The following is a 17,885-nucleotide window of genomic DNA, read 5'->3' as shown; positions in this document are numbered from 1 at the left end:
TGTATTATAGTCTTGAATAAAGTAAAACTCCTGTAGTAAGTAAAGAAAGTATCGAAGCTATCGCAGCAATACTTGAGAGTGCTGTTTCACCGGTACCAAGTGACTTTTGCTTTAAAGGTTTTACATAAATAATATCATTGGGTTGTATGTAATAATAAGGAGATTGCATCACTCTTATATCTGTTAAATCTAAATGATGTATTTGCTGACCTTGAGGATATTGTCTAATAATTAAAACATCCTTTTTATTACCTGTTACAGGGATTTCTCCAACATTGGCAATCGCTTCAAATATATTCACGCGCTCGGTATACAACACTTGGCTCCCAGGCGAGCCTACTTCACCATTCGCGGTGTAACGCAAACCTGCCAATTTTACCGTAACAAAAATATTAGCAGTTTCTTTAAATTGCTCTTCCAATAGTTTTTGCTCTAAAGCTTTCTCAATCTCTTCTGTGGTAAATCCCAAGACATTAATATAACCAAGTGTTGGCATTCTTACATTTCCATGTACATCTACAATAAAGCCATCAAAAAAGGCACGTTCTGCACTAGTAGCATTTAAATTCTCATCACCTACTGGATTTAAAATAGATACCGTTTCTTGGTCCAATGCCTTAACACGTATATTCAATATATCATTAACTTGAACACGATAAGGTTTCTGAATTTCACTAAGATTATTAGGAATAGTATCATTGATAGCACCCTCCTTAACCTGCAAATAAATGGTGTCTTTATGAGGGATACAAGACGATACAACAACACAACTCAGAACAATAATTAAAAGCCTAATATGCTTCATAAATACAATGGATCTTTGAACACAAATATAATGTATCAACACTAATATCAAAACTAATACGATTCTTTTTGGTTTATTTCCGTTCTTTGCAAAAAAAACACCTTGAATTACCTAAACGTAGAAAATATATCAAAATCTTTTGGAGAGCTTGTGCTCTTTAAAAATTTGTCTTTCAGTATCCATAAAGATCAGAAAATTGCTTTTGTGGCTAAAAATGGAAGTGGAAAAACATCCATCCTAAAAATGTTAGCTGGAAAGGACACTCCAGATGATGGACAGATCGTCGCTAGAAAAGGATTGCGTTTAGCATTTTTAGATCAAGAACCTGATTTAGATCCTAACCTTACACTCGAAGAAACCATCTTCGCTTCTGACATCCCGGTTTTAAAAATCATTGAAGCCTATGAACAGGCTTTAAAAAATCCAGAAGATGCAGATGCCTATCAAAAAGCATTTGAAGGTATGGATCGCTATAACGCGTGGGAATTTGAAACACAATACCAGCAAACCTTATCGCAATTAAAATTAGACGACCTTTCTCTGAAAGTTAACACACTTTCTGGTGGACAGAAAAAGCGTTTAGCATTGGCACAAGCACTTTTAAGCAAACCTGATATTTTAATTCTCGATGAACCTACCAACCACCTAGATTTAGAAATGATAGAATGGTTAGAAGAGTATTTCGCTAAAACACAACAAACACTATTCATGGTAACGCACGACCGTTACTTCCTAGAACGTGTTTGTAATGAAATTATAGAGTTAGATCATGGTGAATTACACACCTATAAAGGAAATTATTCATATTATTTAGAAAAGAAAGAAGCTCGAATAGAGAATCAAGCTACTGAAGTTGGTAAAGCCAAACAACTCTTTAAAAAAGAACTCGAATGGATGCGTCGCCAACCTAAAGCGCGTACCACAAAATCTAAAAGTAGAATTGATGATTTCTCTGAAATAAAATCAAAAGCACACCAACGTCGTAACGATCACACCATAGAATTGGATATTAATATGGAACGTCTAGGGAGTAAAATCATAGAGTTTCATAAAGTCTCAAAAGCATTTAAAGACAAAACGATTTTAAATGAATTTGAATACACCTTCAAAAAAGGTGAACGTATTGGAATCATTGGAAAAAACGGAACTGGAAAGTCTACATTTTTAAATCTTTTAACCCAAAGTGCACAGCCAGATAGCGGTAAAGTTGTTTTGGGTGAAACCGTTAAGATTGGCTATTATACACAGGGCGGCATTAAAGCCAAACCTAACCAAAAAGTTATTGATGTTATTAAAGAATTTGGCGAGTATATTCCATTAGCCAAAGGCCGACAAATTAGCGCACAACAATTACTAGAAAAGTTTTTATTCGACAGAAAAAAACAATGGGATTTTGTTGAAAAACTAAGCGGTGGTGAACAAAAACGATTGTACTTATGTACTGTTTTAATTCAGAATCCGAATGTGTTAATTTTGGATGAGCCTACTAACGATTTAGATATTGTAACGTTAAATGTTCTTGAAGATTTCTTAATGGATTTCCCAGGAGTATTATTAGTGGTATCTCACGACCGTTACTTTATGGATAAAATTGTAGACCACATGTTTGTTTTTAGAGGTCAAGGAGTTGTTGATGATTTCCCAGGAAATTATTCCGATTTTAGAGCCTATGACGAAAGTCAACCCAAACAAATTGAAGTCGTAGAAAAAGTTATTGATTCCAAAGCTGAAAAGCAAAACGAAGCCAACAAATTAGATTATAACGAACAAAAGGAATACAAAAACTTAGCCTCTAAAATAAGATCTTTAGAATTAGATAAAACCGAATTAGAAGCCAAGTTTCTTAATCCTGAATTAAGTCAAGACCAAATCAGTAAACTTTCAGAAAAATTACAAGTGGTTATTGATACCATTGAAGAAAAAGAAATGCGTTGGTTTGAATTGGCTGAAAAGCTCGAAGGTTAGATGGTTAGATGGTTAGATGGTTAGATGGTTAGATGGTTAGATGGTTAGGAAAAGTATCTATTTAAGGTCACAGAAAACAATTAAGCGTTGTAATTAAATAATACTTACCAATAAACACGAAGTTTATAAATTAATCTCCGTAGCTCCCAAACTATGAAACTTTGAGACTTCCAAACTCAGCAACTCTGAAACTCTGAAACTCTGAAACTCTGAAACTCTGAAACTCTGAAACTCTGAAACTAATAAAGTGTACCAAATAAAAGCATACCTAAAATTCCTTTCAAAAGCCACCAACCAACATGGTGTCCACTCCCCTTTTGTCTATAATTTTGTAACCAAATGCCTTTATGATAAAACCAACCATGACGCCTACGCTAAACTAAAACTTTATAAAAAAGCCTTAGAAAACTCTAGTGCCATTTTGGATATTATAGATTTAGGTGAAGGCTCAAAGGTTTTAGACGCTAACCAACGTAAGGTTAGTAAAATGGTAAAAACGTCTAGCAGTTCTAAAAAAGATTCAGAACTCTTATACAGACTTTCAAAATACTTCGGGTTTCAGCGTATTTTGGAATTAGGAACGTCAATAGGAATGGGAACCTATGCTATGGCATTAGCAAATAATTCCGCAAAAATCACGACCATAGAAGGCTGCTTAAACACCTCTACATTTGCACAATCTCAACTTACAAAGCTTAACATAAACAATATTGAATTTGAAGTCGGAAACTTTGCAGATAAGACCCCCGATTTAAAACACAACAGTTACGATTTCATCTTTTTCGATGGCCATCACAACAAAGAAGCTACTATTCAATATTTTGAAGCCTTGTTGCCTACTGCTCACAATGACACTGTTTTTGTCTTTGATGATATTTACTGGTCAAAGGGCATGACGGAAGCATGGGACTATATTAGAAATCACAATGCAGTAACGGTCACGGTAGATTGTTTCAATTTGGGTTTTGTGTTTTTCAGAAAAGAACAAGCAAAAGAACATTTTAAAATTAGACTGTAACAAGTCAACAAGTTTTGCGTCTTATTAAATAAATCACTGCAAAATCTTTTATCTTGCAGGTAGATTTACAACCTATATCGTATGTCAGGTTGAGCGCAGTCGAAACCAAATAAAATTCTACTTTTAATACCTTTCGACTGCGCTCAAGGTGACAGAAAAAACATAAAATCATGAGTGCCAACGTCATCGAAATTAGAAACATCATTAGAGATTTTAAATTAGGACAAGAAATTGTTCATGTTCTAAAAGGCATCGATTTAGACATTAAACGTGGCGAGTATGTCGCTATTATGGGACCATCTGGTTCTGGAAAATCGACACTAATGAATTTATTAGGATGTTTAGACACACCAACGGCAGGTTCATATAACTTAAATGGAAATGATGTAAGTCAAATGTCAGATGACGAACTCGCAGACATTAGAAATACAGAAATCGGATTCGTTTTTCAAACCTTCAACCTACTACCAAGAACTACGGCATTAGATAATGTGGCTTTACCGATGGTCTATGCCGGATTCTCAAAAAAAGACCGTATCGCACGTGCTACAGAAGTTTTAACTGATGTTGGACTAGCAGACCGAATGGACCACAAACCCAACCAACTTTCAGGAGGACAACGGCAACGTGTTGCTGTAGGTAGAGCTTTAGTTAATAAACCATCAATCATCCTAGCCGATGAGCCAACAGGTAACTTAGATTCTAAAACAGGAATTGAAATCATGAAACTCTTTGGTGATATTCACGCCGCAGGAAACACAGTTATCATGGTAACTCACGAAGAAGACATTGCAGCACATGCTAAACGCGTTATTCGTTTACGAGATGGTGTTATTGAGAGTGATACGTTTAATTAGTTGTTAGTTGTTAGTTGTTAGTTGTTAGTTGTTAGTTGTTAGTTGTTAGTTGTTAGTTGTTAGTTGTTAGTTGAAAACTAAATTTTAAACTTTTAGATAGAAACTTTTTAACTCTAAATTCTTGTCTCTTGTCTCTTGTCTCTTGTCTCTATTTTCTCTCTTTTCTTTATTCTTGACTCTTAGCTCTTAGCTCTTATCCCAACATAATCAATCCACAACCAAACCCTCTATAATCTTTTCTCTTTCCTCTATATTCTTTCCTCTTTTTTCTCTATTCTCATCTCTTAACTCTTGGCTCCTGGTTCTTGGCTCCTGGTTCTTGGTTCTTGACTCTTGGTTCTTGGTTCTTACATCCTGTCTCTCCCCTACCAACCACCAACCACCAACAACTACAAGCCTTTAGCCTTTAGCCTTTAGCCTTTAGCTCAAATTCGTCATTTATAAATAAAAGCTCTTTTATCTTTTATCTATTCTCTTTTATCTTTAATCTTGACTCTTGCATCTTGGTTCTTGACTCTAGGTTCTTGGTTATTGCATCATCCTCAAAACTTTCCACTTTCCACATAAACCATATAATTTTTTAACCCATAACCCTCAACATTCCACTCATAACTCTTAACTTTGTTTACATGAAAGTATATACAAAAACAGGAGACAAAGGCACAACCGCACTTTTCGGTGGCACAAGAGTTCCAAAACATCATATAAGAATAGAAAGCTACGGTACTATTGATGAGCTTAACTCGCATATTGGATTAATCAGAGATCAAGATATCGATCAATTGTATAAAAACACATTGATGGATATTCAAGATCGGTTGTTTACAGTTGGTGCTATTTTAGCGACAGATCCTGAAAAAGCACAATTAAAAAACGGTAAAGCACGATTAAACATTCCGAAGATTTCTAACGAAGACATTGAGAAACTAGAAAAAGAAATGGATCTTATGGAAGACAGCCTTCCTCCTATGACGCACTTCGTTTTACCTGGCGGGCACACAACCGTGTCATTCTGTCACATTGCACGCACCGTATGCCGTAGAGCTGAGCGTTTGGCGTCGCATCTTAATGACTTAGAACCGTTTCAACCTGAAACATTGATGTATATTAATAGACTATCTGACTACCTTTTTGTGTTGGCACGGAAGTTGTCACATGACTTACAAGCTGAAGAAATAAAATGGATTCCGAATAAAGAATCTTAATTTAATGCCATTGCGAGAACGCAGGACGAAGCAACTGCATAGCAATCATGAATTCCTTAAAAATCAATAAGAGAGAATGAATAATCTCTTCAGCACAGGATTAAAACAGCAAAATTTAATCCGAAATTAAAAGTTGACCATTACACGTTCTTTTTATACTGATGAAACATTTATTTAAGTGACGTTTGAATCATTCAAACCACATAAACATAAATGTTCAGCAAGACCGATAAATTATTTTATATAAGTTAACAGCTAATTAATGTGATTTTTTCTTGGATTGTTCAACTAAAAAATTATTTTTGCAAAAAATAAAATTACAACGCAATTATGTATTGGACATTAGAATTAGCATCTTATTTAAGTGATGCGCCTTGGCCAGCAACCAAAGACGAGCTTATTGACTACGCAATTAGAACAGGAGCACCTTTAGAAGTTGTTGAAAATTTACAAGCAATAGAAGATGAAGGAGATTCTTACGACTCTATTGAAGAAATTTGGCCAGATTATCCTACTGACGAAGATTACCTCTGGAATGAGGATGAATATTAACATATAAAATTATCACAAAAAAGTCTCTTGCGTTATCATAACTGAGAGACTTTTTTTATTTTCGGATGGTCGATTTTAAATGTGAAATATAATGTCACACTGAGCATTGACAAGAAACGAAATATATTTTGTTTTGAAGGCACCCAAGTGAAGCTTGTCGAAGTGCTTATTATAAAGGTTTTCGATTGTCTCAAGCTGACATCTAGTAAAATTATTAAAACTAAATAATGTATTTCTATTATGTGTATATATTAAAGTGTTCTGATGATTCCTATTATGCAGGAATTACTAATAATCTTGAAAAAAGATATAACGAACATCAATTAGGTAAACATAGAGATAGTTACACGTTTAAAAGAAGACCAATACAATTGGTTTTCAATCAAGAATTTAATGATGTGCTTCAGGCTATTTATTTTGAAAAGAAAATTAAAAAATGGACAAGAGCAAAAAAAGAAGCATTAATAAATGAAGATGCGAAGATGTTGCAAATTTTAGCAGAATGTAGAAATGCAACGCATTATAAATATAATGGTATATAAATAAAACCTTTTTGTCACACTGAGCGCAGTCAAAGTGATTTAAATAAAACTAAGTACAATTGCGCTTCGACTGCGCTCAGCGTGACATCGAATAAACAAACTAACTGAAATTAATACAAAGATTGAAACAATTCAATCTGTTACAAACTTATCAATATGACATTTTTAGATAAAGTGCTTAAAGTTTTTGTTGGAGATAAATCCAAACAAGATGTAAGTTCAATTAAACCTATTGTTGAAAAAATAAAAACTTTCGAAAAAGCATTAGAGGCTTTATCACACGACGAACTGAGGGCAAAGACAGCTGAATTTAAAGCCAAAATTGCCGAAGCAAGGAAACCACTTCAAACTAAAAAAGACGAGCTTTTAGATAAAGCTAAGATTACTGAAGATATTGACGAACGCGAAGATATGTATTTGGAAGTCGATAAAATCGATGACGAGATCTACGACATAACTGAAGGTGTTTTAAACGATATTCTTCCAGAAGCCTTCGCAGTTGTAAAAGAAACAGCAAAACGTTTTGTGCACAATACACAGATTCCGGTAACTGCAAATGCATTTGACCGTGAAATTTCTGGCGCTCATGATTATGTAACTTTAGAAGGTGACCAAGCCGTTTGGGCCAACTCTTGGGATGCCGCTGGGAAGCCTATTACTTGGGACATGATTCATTATGATGTGCAACTTATTGGTGGTATTGCGATGCACCAAGGTAAAATTGCAGAGATGCAAACTGGTGAAGGTAAAACGCTTGTAGCAACACTTCCTGTATATTTAAATGCATTAGCAGAAAAAGGGGTACACTTAGTAACGGTTAACGATTACTTAGCAAAACGAGATAGCGCTTGGATGGCACCAATCTTTCAGTTTCATGGTATGAGTATTGACTGTATTGATTACCACCAACCAAACTCTGACGCACGTCGTAAAGCCTACAACGCAGATATTACATACGGAACAAATAACGAATTTGGTTTTGATTACTTACGTGATAACATGGCGCATTCGCCAGACGATTTAGTACAACGTCCACACCACTATGCTATTGTCGATGAGGTCGATTCTGTATTAGTCGATGATGCACGTACGCCTTTAATTATTTCTGGACCTGTTCCTAGAGGTGAAGAGCACGAATTTGATGCTTTAAAACCTAAAGTAAATGCTATCGAAGAAGTACAACGTAAATATTTAGTGGGCGTTTTAGCAGAAGCTAAGAAGTTAATTGCTGCCGGTGATACTAAAGAAGGTGGTTTTCAATTATTGAGAGCTTACAGAGGTATTCCAAAAAACAAAGCTTTAATTAAGTATTTAAGTGAGGAAGGTGTGAAGCAATTACTTCAAAAAACCGAAAATCACTATATGCAAGATAACAACAGAGAAATGCCTTTAGTAGATGCAGAACTCTATTATGTTATTGATGAGAAAAATAATCAAGTTGAATTATCTGATAAAGGTGTTGAATTCCTTTCGGGTAAAGATGATCCAGATTTCTTCGTCATGCCAGAAATGGGTATTGAAATTGCTAAGATTGAAAGTAAAGGCTTATCATCTGAAGAAGAAGCAGATCTTAAAGAAGACTTATTTAGAGACTTCAATGTTAAGTCGGAGCGTATTCATACGTTAAACCAACTTTTAAAAGCGTACGCGTTATTCGAAAAAGACAATCAGTATGTTGTAATGGACAACAAAGTAATGATTGTAGATGAGCAAACAGGTCGTATTATGGATGGTCGTCGTTATTCTGACGGTTTACACCAAGCGATTGAAGCTAAAGAAAATGTAAAAATTGAGGCTGCTACGCAAACTTTTGCCACCGTAACCCTTCAAAATTACTTTAGAATGTACCGTAAACTGTCTGGTATGACAGGTACTGCGGTTACAGAAGCTGGTGAACTTTGGGAAATCTACAAATTAGATGTTGTAGAAATTCCAACAAACAGACCAATCGCTAGAGATGATAGAGACGATTTAGTTTACAAAACGAAACGTGAAAAATACAATGCGGTTATTGACGAAGTTGTAAGCCTTTCTAATGCAGGTCGTCCTGTTCTTATTGGTACAACTAACGTTGAAATTTCAGAACTTTTAGGTAAGATGTTAAGCATTCGTAAAATAGATCATAACGTCTTAAACGCCAAACAACATAAAAAAGAAGCTGATATTGTAGCACAAGCTGGTAATGCTGGGCAAGTAACTATTGCTACCAACATGGCTGGTCGTGGTACCGATATTAAGTTAAGTGACGAAGTTAAAAAAGCAGGAGGTTTAGCCATTGTCGGTACTGAGCGTCACGATTCGCGTCGTGTAGACAGACAGTTGCGTGGTAGAGCTGGGCGTCAGGGAGATCCAGGAAGCTCACAGTTTTATGTGTCTTTAGAAGATAACCTAATGCGTTTATTTGGTTCTGAACGTATCGCTAAGATGATGGACAGAATGGGCTTAAAAGAAGGAGAAGTGATACAACATGGTATGATTTCTAAATCTATTGAGCGTGCACAGAAAAAAGTAGAAGAGAATAACTTTGGAGTGCGTAAACGTTTATTAGAGTATGATGATGTTATGAACGCGCAACGTGAAGTGATTTACAAGCGTCGTCGTAATGCTTTACATGGTGAACGTTTAAGAGTGGATTTAGCGAACATGATTTTTGATACCTCAGAAGGCATCGCTGAAACCAACAAAAACGCCAACGACTTTAAGAACTTTGAATTCGAATTGATTCGTTATTTCTCAATGGAGTCTCCTATTTCTGAATCTGAATTCGGAAAAATGAACGCCACTGATATTGCAGGTACTATTTACAAAGCGGCCTTTAAGCACTACAGAGAGAAAATGCAACGTGCGGCAGATTTAGCATTCCCAGTAATTGAAAATGTATATGACACACAACGCGATAAATTTAAGCGTATCGTTGTACCATTTACAGACGGAGTTAAAAACTTACAAGTTGTAACGGATTTAGAAAAAGCATACGAAACGAAAGGAAAGCAATTAATTAATGATTTTGAAAAGAACATTACTTTAGCCATTGTTGATGATGCTTGGAAAGTACATTTACGTAAAATGGACGAACTTAAGCAATCGGTACAGTTAGCGGTTCACGAGCAAAAAGATCCATTATTAATTTACAAGTTTGAATCTTTTGAGTTGTTTAAAACAATGATCGATCTTGTAAATAAAGATGTTATATCATTCTTATTTAAAGGTGAAATTCCTCAAGAAACAGCAAACACTATTCAAGAAGCGAGAGTACGTAAGCAAGAAAAACTTGAAACACAAAAAGACGACATTCCTAACTTGGATGAGCGTGCGTCTCAAAACAGACAAGCTGGTGAAGGCGCTTCTCGCCAACAACAGCAAGTCGTTGAAACGATTGTGAGAGACCAACCAAAAATTGGTCGTAACGATAAAGTAACGATTAAACATGTTATGAGCGGTGAAGCTAAAGACGTTAAATACAAGCAAGCCATTCCTTTGATTGAAAAAGGAGAATGGGTAATTGTTGAATAACACAAATTCTTGCGGACGCAGGAATCTCATTAATAGAATTAAAAATCCTGATGTTAACCCATCAGGATTTTTTTGTGATATATGCAACGTCACTTCCAACATTTCCACTTTTTTTCGTCGGAATGTATCGAGAAGCATCATAATAAAAAACAGCTCCTTTAATAATCATCCACCTTCATATTCCTTAATCTCATCAGATTTTAGTAACTTTAAAAACAACAATTCAATCCAAAAATCCAAAAATCCAATAATCCAACAATCTAACAATCTAACAATCTAACAGTCTAATAATCTAACTGTCTAACAACCTAAAAACCCAACATGAAACACCTCATCCCAGCAATAATTTTCACAGGACTCTTAATGTCTTGTAATTCTACAGACAAAACAAAAGGAACCGTTCAAGATTCAGATACAACGGAAACCACAACAGAAACAACACCAACCGAAACCAATAAAAACTTAAAAGCGATAGATTCTGACGACGCCTTAATTGCAACCGCATTAATGGCTGCACCCGAAGCCAGTAGAGCCAATTGTAAAGTGATTGGCTATAATATGGCAGGTGAATTTGTAACTTTAAGAGAAGGTGATAATGAATTTATTGTTCTTGCAGACGACCCTAATAAAGAAGGCTTTAGTGCTGCCTGTTATCACAAAGACCTCGACCCATTTATGGCAAGAGGACGCGCCTTAAAAGCCGAAGGCAAAAAACATCAAGAAATATTTGATATCCGCGAAGAAGAAATGAAAGCGGGTAAATTTAATATTCCTACAGGGGCGACGTTGCACATCTATTCCGGACCAAAAGCAGAGTATGATCCTACAACAGCAAAAGTAGATGAAGCAAAACTTCGTTATGTGGTATATTTACCTTGGGCTACAGCAGCATCTACAGGCTTACCAGAAGCACCAGTAGCCTCTAACCATCCTTGGATTATGAATCCTGGTACACACCGCGCACATATTATGATATCACCTTTAGCAGACCATAATAAATAGATCTCAAAGTCATATTATCAAAAAATCCTGATGCAATACATCAGGATTTTTTTTATGCCATTACGGTAAACAGTAACTATAAGTATTGCAACGCTCTTATTTTCATTAAAATAACGTCAAGTCACGTATTAAACTTTGTAAAGTTTTTCTTAGTTTTATAAACTGAGGATGAATTGCTATATCTTTTGTTATCCAAAATTAAAAAAGGGACATGTGAGGGATTGTTCTCTTATGAGAAGTTGGCAAACATTTACCACATCAGAATCCGATTAATTCCTCGAGCTAACGAATCGTGAAAAATTAATCTAAATGTTGGTGAAATTGACAAATCTGACAAAAAACATAATTAACTGAATGTCAACAACAAAATTTGACATTAGAAGAGATTTCAATGGAACAACGAAAAAAAATATCATCTAACATTATATTCAGAAAATACTTCCTTTCTTGGTTTGTGTTGTTACTGGCTTATTTAATAACTGAATTTTTTAATTTAAGTCGATTTTGGGACTATGGAACTTGGATTATAGCAATACTAGCTTTTACTTTATTTATCACTTTAAAGAAAGTAGAATTTTCAAAAAGCGCTGTTTATTTTAACAATAACAGAGTTGAATACAAATCAATAACTGATTTAAAAACATTCGAAATTCAGCAGAGATCTTTCTATCTTTTTAAAACAAACTCGGCGAATGTATTAAAACGTTATTATCTAACTCAATTAGGAGGTATTGGTTATTTTTCCATTATTAAAATTTTATTTTCAAAAAAAAATGCATCTGAATTACCTCTCGCTGAATTTTTGGGCCTTTTAGATGAAAAATCGAATATTTCAAAAAACTAAAAACGAATAAAAACGATTTGCGAACACCATATATCATTTATTGATAGTTCTAACCTACTTACCAAAATTAGAGGATTTTCTATACGGTTTGTATTTGCAAAATAGGTGCTTAAAACTCGGAAAAATAATACACAAGAAGCGCTAGCATCAATTAAACCCTAAAAAACCAGCTACTTGACATAAATGTCGTAAAAATGTCGCAATCAAACCGCTATCAATTATATCATTTCAGAATTACATTTGTGATATATTATTAAAAGACAAACGATGAACGAAATAGGCGAAAAAATTAAAGAAGCGCGAAAGATGAAAGGTCTTTCCCAAGAAGAGTTAGCCGATTTAGCAAAAATTAATCTAAGAACCATTCAAAGAATAGAAACGAACCAAAATGAACCTCGTGGAAAAACACTTAACCTAATTTGTAAAGTATTAGAAATAAACACTGAGGATATTCTCGATTATGGCAAACAGATTGATAAAACCTATTTAACATATTTTCATCTTTCTGTGCTCTCCTTTTTAGTTATTCCTATAGGTAACATCATACTACCATTGATTTTATGGCTGACCAAAAAGGATAAAATTATTGGATTAAAAAATAGTGGTGCGAACGTTTTAAATTTTCAAATTATTTGGACTTTCGTAACATCGATAATAATTATTGGATACGCGTTAACAAAAATAATGCATTATGAAAAATTTAGCTTCTTAGGGTATATTTTTATCGGATTATACCTTTTAAATATAATACTACCAATTATAGCTGTAATCAAAATAAGAAAGAACAACTTTCAGAAGTCATATCCTAAATTAATTCAAATCATTAAATAATAGTCAATAAATGAAAAATAAAATAGTTATCCACACAAGTTTTATAGGCTCATTAATATTTTCATTAATTGGTAGCATTCTAAAATTGAACTACAATTCGAGCTTTGCTAACTCATTTTTATTTATAGGTGTTATTTTAACTTTGCTTTTTTTAATACTTGGAGTTATTGAAATAAATAAATCAAAGAAACTAAACAAAAAACATTTTGGACTATTATTTTAATTACGTTTTTAAATATTGGTTCGATTTTTTATTATTTTATAGGTAGAAAAAAAGTATGACCACTGGGCTCATACGGTGTATAATTAATGGCTAGTCCTCCCCCACTTACAAAAATATGTACGGATTTTATATTCGGTTTTTATTTACTAAATTAGGTGCTTAATCATACGCAACAACTTCACAACCAATTAAGCAACACTACAAATGAACAAACTACAAGCAGCCTTCTTAGTTTTTTTCATGTTTTCATATGCCACTATTATCGCTCAAGATAAAATTGCCAATTTCGGCATCAAGGGAGGTATTAACTATGGGAAATATACCCCAAATCAAAATTTAAGAGACTACAACTATCAAGTTGGATTTTATATTGGTGGCTTCTATAAAATTGAAATAACCGACAAAATGAAATTCCAACCCGAACTTCTATTTGCGCTACAGGGCAGTAAAATAAATACGAAAGATAATCCAATCACAGATTTTAATGGTAACCCATTACCGTACACTGGCACATTTGATTTTGAATATCAGGTCTATGAGTTCACCATCTCAATTCCCCTACCCATAAAACTCTATTTTTCAGAAGCTTTTTATATGGAAAGTGGCCCGCAATTCGGATTTATTATAGACCGAAACTTACAATCGTCTCAAATTCTTTTAGATGGCAACGATAGCAGTTTTATAAAAAAAGGGAATGCTAATTTCGATTTTGGCGTATGCCTAGGTACAGGCTATGATGTATCAGATGCGTTATCATTAAACATAAGAGCATTTACCGGACTAATAGAAAGAGAAGATATTAAATCGTTTGTTTTCAATTTCGGAATTGAATATAACTTGTAAAAGCCATTTATAACAATGGCGATTCGTAAGTACTTGCCTCTCACCTACTCAAAACACTGAAACTGACGGTAGTTGTTAGGTCTTCAAAGAACAAAAAAAATTAACAGCTTCCTGTATGGCACTTCGAGTGTTCCGACCTTTTTGTCGGCATGTATCGAGAAGCGTTATAACCAAGCATCATACTATTTACAAAGATCTTACACGCCACTTAGAGATCTACAATAAAAACAAAGTATCACTTAGATAGCTTCAAAAACCACCTAACACCTACAAACAACACCTAAAATTCTCAGCAATCGCTTAGTTTTTTTTTATGCCATTACGGAAAACAGTAATCAGAACTCTCATAACTATCTTATTTTTATGAACATGTACGTAAAGTTACGTACTAAACTTAGCAAAGTATTGCTTAGTTTTATAAACGAAGAATGGAGTGCTGTTGCGCTTGTTATCTGGAATGAAAAAAGGGATAACTAGAATGATTGTGCTCTTATAACTAATTATGGGCAATTAAAAAAAACAGACCAACTTAAAGAATGGAAATTGGATTAATAGAATGGTTTGATGATAGTAAAGGATTCGGACTGATAAAAACAGCCGACAACAATGAAGTATTTTTACATATTTCAAATTGGAAAGATTCGAGAAACCTCAATACTGAAAACAAAATACCAATACTATTCAATGTTGGGTTTCAAAGAAATAAGAATACTGCATTAGATTGTAAATATTTTAATAAAAACAATTCAAATGATTGGCAAACACTTTTCTCTATTAAAGAGCATAATTTTATAGTAAAGGTAAAATACTCTGAATTCAATTTACTTCAACTTACATTCAACTCATTGAATGCTGATTTCGATATTTCTATAGTGAAAGATTTTTTCATTGAAGGAATAGAAAATCTATCAGAAAGTGAACTTCTCGAAAAACATAATTGGATTTATAAAACTTATCAAAATACAAAAATTGACAATCTCAAAACTCTTCTTCTTAAAATTATAAATTTTCGAATTAATAAACTTAGTAATACTCAAATACTTCAATTTTGGAAAAAGAAAATTTTAACTGATTTTGAACCAAGCGATTCCATATTAACACATTGTTACAAGGAAATTGAAATAGTAGAGTTAAAATCAATTCAAAAAATTGAAACAAGAAACATTATTATAATCAAGAAAGCACGAAACTTAGCTGAAAATTTCAACCTTCTAGATTTCCTAAATTTTGACCAAATTTTTAAAATAATTGATACCGAAAACCTCAGAACAAAAATAACAAGGGACATAACAAAAATTGCGAAATCACATTATCTTGAAATAGTAAATCAAAAAATAGATGATTCAACAAAAAACGAAATAATCTCTATTTGGGATTTAAAAAAAATAATTTCTGAACAGCCAACTTTTTTAGATGATGAGATTATAAATTCAATAAAAAAAGAACTTGAAAAAAAAATCATACAAAATGGTTCGTTTAGAATAGTAATAGACAGTTGGAATGAAAACCTATTAGAACTAAATAATGATTTTATAAAAACAAAAGTCAAAGAACAAAATGCAAATGATTTAGAATATTTCTTGAATTTTGAGAATTCCAATACCGAGCAAATAGATATTGTACTAGAACAGTTATTAAAATTAGATGAATACGAAATAGTTTTAGATAAATCTAAATTTCATTCTATCAAACTATTTGAAAAATATGATAAACTTATATTCAATCGCTTAGAGGAAAAAGAATACTTTGCTTTCTGGAAACTAAAAAAAGGTATGATTCTTCCGGAAAATCATTTAAACACATACTTAAATCATAATGAAGATTATTACCGTGAGTTAGATGATTGGTTACTGACAAAAACAATATCAAAAGAAGCTGCGAAGAAAATTTTGTTCTCAAATATCCAAGAAACAAAAACAATAAATAGTCGATTTGACTTTTACACTTTATACAATTCTATTAAATCAATTATTTCAATTGATAACAATTCTATCAGTTCTTTAATTTCATTACAAAACACTTGTATTCCTTTAATTTTATGGCACTTAAAAATTATTGAAGAATTCGATTTTGAAACACTAAAAGGAAAGTTTATTTACTTTAAGCCAAATGACCAAGTAAACATTTTCAAAAGATTATTTTATTTAAAACACAATCAACAGATAGATTTCGATTTAGAAAAACTTGATGAGATACTAAGAGCAGATGTGGACTTGTATTTATCGAATGAGCAGTACAATAACGATTTTGTTCTTGATATTTCTACTCATATAATAATTGAATGTTTAAAGTCTTATGTAAAAACAGGAAACTTTGTTTTCGAAAGTGATTTGATTCTAAAAGATTTGAGAAATAACAGTGATAAAAAATTCAAAATTGAGCATTATTTTGATAAATGTAAAGGAAGATTAACGGCCGATTGGGATTGGAATACGGTAGGAAAAATAACCCAAGTTTTTTATGGCGAAGGTCAATTTTATTATGCTATAGAATTTGAACCAGGAAGACAAGCAGAAGGTAAAAATTATTATGGTAGTTACACTTATTTTGAGAAAAACCCAAACTTTGAAAATCTAAAAGAAGAAGTAAAAAAGATACCAAATAGAAAATGGAATCCTGATAAAAATCATTGGGGAGTTCCTTCCTCAAACAAGGAAGATGTTTATTTATTTGCAAAAAAAATAGATTCTTCATAGAACTAAAGGACAGAAAACATTATGATAACAACATTCACTTAGTTCAGTTTACAAGAAATATACGTGAAGGGAAAAAGGTTTCTTCAAAAAAAAATATTCCTTCGGGAATAGTTTACTGTGAAGGCAGAAAAGCTAATAAAGAACATAACAAATTTAAAAGAGAATTTTGGTGGTGTTGTAACCAAGAATGCTTTAACAACTCTTGTGACAGTCATACGACAGAAGATTTTGACAACACTTTATCAAGTCAAAATAAAGACATTTGGGAAGAATATACTTTGTTAGATTTTCTACGCATACTTAAAATTGACATTAGTAAAAATAATGGCATAGACCTTATTGAAGATGGTGATTATTTTAAATTTTTGGGCCATATTAATGCTTTTAACAGACTTTTGGAAAGACTTTACTGCGAAGAATGTAATAATTTAATATATCCAAAAAACACTTCTCATTTTGCTTTATTTAGAGATATTAGATTTTATTGCATAGAAAAAACTTGTTCTAAAAAACACGAAGAAATTTATTTAAATAATTGTTTATATGGCGAGTGCAAAACTATAATAGATAGTAGAATTTCAGAGAGGTGTAAACACGGCCTTTTCATTTGTCATAATTGTGGCACTTGTTGCTCAGAAGATCTATTCAAAAGAAGATTAGCCAATTTGAACAAAGTAGGCGGTTATATTCACGAAGAATTAATAGATAATGTTGAAAACCAAAATGGACACTTAGAAAAGAAGGAATATTATTGTTACAAGTGTTCAGGTATGATGACGGAAATAAATGAAAACACTTATCAATGTACAGAATGTAAAGTTGGATATGATTTAGATAAGTTTAAATGGCTTGATAGAAAATGGACAAAAACTAATCGGAGAAGAGACGATTATCCGGTTTATCAGCAGAACAGAAATAATAACGAAGAGGATAATTTCCCATTCTAAAAATAAAAGCCCATAATAATACACACAAAAAACAGGCGAAAT

General features: G+C 33.0%; 15 protein-coding genes and 1 pseudogene. 15 read left to right on the top strand and 1 reads right to left on the bottom strand.

Annotated features, from left to right (window positions below):
• Positions 1 to 4 precede the first annotated feature (4 nt).
• Complete coding sequence (locus DFQ09_RS10550; RefSeq protein WP_115810101.1) at positions 5 to 805, bottom strand: polysaccharide biosynthesis/export family protein; 801 nt, start codon at positions 803 to 805, stop codon at positions 5 to 7.
• A 102-nt stretch (positions 806 to 907) separates the two neighbouring features.
• Here DFQ09_RS10550 and DFQ09_RS10545 point away from each other — a divergent pair, with 102 nt between their 5' ends.
• The 15 genes and pseudogenes from DFQ09_RS10545 (at position 908) to DFQ09_RS10480 (ending at position 17,843) form a co-directional block, all read left to right on the top strand.
• Complete coding sequence (locus DFQ09_RS10545; RefSeq protein ID WP_115810099.1) at positions 908 to 2,770, top strand: ABC-F family ATP-binding cassette domain-containing protein; 1,863 nt, start codon at positions 908 to 910, stop codon at positions 2,768 to 2,770.
• A gap of 247 nt (positions 2,771 to 3,017) precedes the next feature.
• Positions 3,018 to 3,788, top strand: a complete 771-nt coding sequence (locus tag DFQ09_RS10540) for an O-methyltransferase (protein WP_115810097.1) — start codon at positions 3,018 to 3,020, stop codon at positions 3,786 to 3,788.
• A 170-nt stretch (positions 3,789 to 3,958) separates the two neighbouring features.
• The gene (locus DFQ09_RS10535; protein ID WP_115810095.1) at positions 3,959 to 4,645 is read left to right on the top strand and encodes an ABC transporter ATP-binding protein; all 687 of its coding nucleotides are present in this window, start codon (positions 3,959 to 3,961) and stop codon (positions 4,643 to 4,645) included.
• A 629-nt stretch (positions 4,646 to 5,274) separates the two neighbouring features.
• Positions 5,275 to 5,850, top strand: coding sequence for a cob(I)yrinic acid a,c-diamide adenosyltransferase (locus tag DFQ09_RS10530; RefSeq protein WP_115810093.1), 576 nt, complete (start codon positions 5,275 to 5,277; stop codon positions 5,848 to 5,850).
• Positions 5,851 to 6,180: 330 nt separating this feature from the next.
• Positions 6,181 to 6,402 carry a DUF2795 domain-containing protein gene (locus tag DFQ09_RS10525; protein ID WP_008272287.1) on the top strand — a complete coding sequence of 74 codons (222 nt, stop codon included), beginning with the start codon at positions 6,181 to 6,183 and terminating at the stop codon, positions 6,400 to 6,402.
• A gap of 227 nt (positions 6,403 to 6,629) precedes the next feature.
• Positions 6,630 to 6,944 carry a GIY-YIG nuclease family protein gene (locus DFQ09_RS10520; RefSeq protein ID WP_115810091.1) on the top strand — a complete coding sequence of 105 codons (315 nt, stop codon included), beginning with the start codon at positions 6,630 to 6,632 and terminating at the stop codon, positions 6,942 to 6,944.
• Positions 6,945 to 7,100: 156 nt separating this feature from the next.
• Complete coding sequence (gene secA / locus DFQ09_RS10515; RefSeq protein ID WP_115810089.1) at positions 7,101 to 10,457, top strand: preprotein translocase subunit SecA; 3,357 nt, start codon at positions 7,101 to 7,103, stop codon at positions 10,455 to 10,457.
• A 321-nt stretch (positions 10,458 to 10,778) separates the two neighbouring features.
• A complete protein-coding gene (locus tag DFQ09_RS10510; protein WP_115810087.1) occupies positions 10,779 to 11,459 on the top strand; it encodes a hypothetical protein in 681 nt (226 codons plus the stop codon).
• 370 nt (positions 11,460 to 11,829) lie between these two features.
• Positions 11,830 to 12,303, top strand: coding sequence for a hypothetical protein (locus DFQ09_RS10505; RefSeq protein WP_147298345.1), 474 nt, complete (start codon positions 11,830 to 11,832; stop codon positions 12,301 to 12,303).
• A 267-nt stretch (positions 12,304 to 12,570) separates the two neighbouring features.
• A complete protein-coding gene (locus DFQ09_RS10500) occupies positions 12,571 to 13,134 on the top strand; it encodes a helix-turn-helix domain-containing protein (protein ID WP_115810083.1) in 564 nt (187 codons plus the stop codon).
• Between the two features lie 180 nt (positions 13,135 to 13,314).
• Positions 13,315 to 13,416, top strand: a complete 102-nt coding sequence (locus DFQ09_RS19195; protein ID WP_115810363.1) for a PLDc N-terminal domain-containing protein — start codon at positions 13,315 to 13,317, stop codon at positions 13,414 to 13,416.
• Between the two features lie 145 nt (positions 13,417 to 13,561).
• A complete protein-coding gene (locus DFQ09_RS10490; RefSeq protein ID WP_115810081.1) occupies positions 13,562 to 14,200 on the top strand; it encodes a porin family protein in 639 nt (212 codons plus the stop codon).
• Between the two features lie 536 nt (positions 14,201 to 14,736).
• Positions 14,737 to 14,898: pseudogene (locus DFQ09_RS19190) on the top strand (cold-shock protein); the annotation flags it as partial.
• A gap of 147 nt (positions 14,899 to 15,045) precedes the next feature.
• Positions 15,046 to 16,896, top strand: a complete 1,851-nt coding sequence (locus DFQ09_RS10485; RefSeq protein WP_245940347.1) for a hypothetical protein — start codon at positions 15,046 to 15,048, stop codon at positions 16,894 to 16,896.
• Positions 16,830 to 17,843: a hypothetical protein gene (locus DFQ09_RS10480; RefSeq protein WP_115810077.1), complete on the top strand. Its 1,014-nt coding sequence runs from the start codon at positions 16,830 to 16,832 to the stop codon at positions 17,841 to 17,843. The genes DFQ09_RS10485 and DFQ09_RS10480 overlap by 67 nt, the downstream gene beginning before the upstream one ends.
• Positions 17,844 to 17,885: the final 42 nt, after the last annotated feature.

The organism is Winogradskyella pacifica, from assembly GCF_003386275.1.
Lineage (GTDB): Bacteria > Bacteroidota > Bacteroidia > Flavobacteriales > Flavobacteriaceae > Winogradskyella > Winogradskyella pacifica.
Note: the sequence above shows the minus strand (reverse complement) of the source record. Positions and strands in the feature narration are given on the sequence as shown.

What these genes read in the sequence shown, in the direction of transcription:
- DFQ09_RS10550 (WP_115810101.1), bottom strand. Translation starts at nt 805, where the DNA reads ATGAAGCATATTAGGCTTTTAATTATTGTTCTGAGTTGTGTTGTTGTA.
- DFQ09_RS10535 (WP_115810095.1), top strand. Translation starts at nt 3,959, where the DNA reads ATGAGTGCCAACGTCATCGAAATTAGAAACATCATTAGAGATTTTAAA.
- DFQ09_RS10530 (WP_115810093.1), top strand. Translation starts at nt 5,275, where the DNA reads ATGAAAGTATATACAAAAACAGGAGACAAAGGCACAACCGCACTTTTC.
- DFQ09_RS10525 (WP_008272287.1), top strand. Translation starts at nt 6,181, where the DNA reads ATGTATTGGACATTAGAATTAGCATCTTATTTAAGTGATGCGCCTTGG.
- DFQ09_RS10520 (WP_115810091.1), top strand. Translation starts at nt 6,630, where the DNA reads ATGTATTTCTATTATGTGTATATATTAAAGTGTTCTGATGATTCCTAT.
- secA (WP_115810089.1), top strand. Translation starts at nt 7,101, where the DNA reads ATGACATTTTTAGATAAAGTGCTTAAAGTTTTTGTTGGAGATAAATCC.
- DFQ09_RS10510 (WP_115810087.1), top strand. Translation starts at nt 10,779, where the DNA reads ATGAAACACCTCATCCCAGCAATAATTTTCACAGGACTCTTAATGTCT.
- DFQ09_RS10500 (WP_115810083.1), top strand. Translation starts at nt 12,571, where the DNA reads ATGAACGAAATAGGCGAAAAAATTAAAGAAGCGCGAAAGATGAAAGGT.
- DFQ09_RS10490 (WP_115810081.1), top strand. Translation starts at nt 13,562, where the DNA reads ATGAACAAACTACAAGCAGCCTTCTTAGTTTTTTTCATGTTTTCATAT.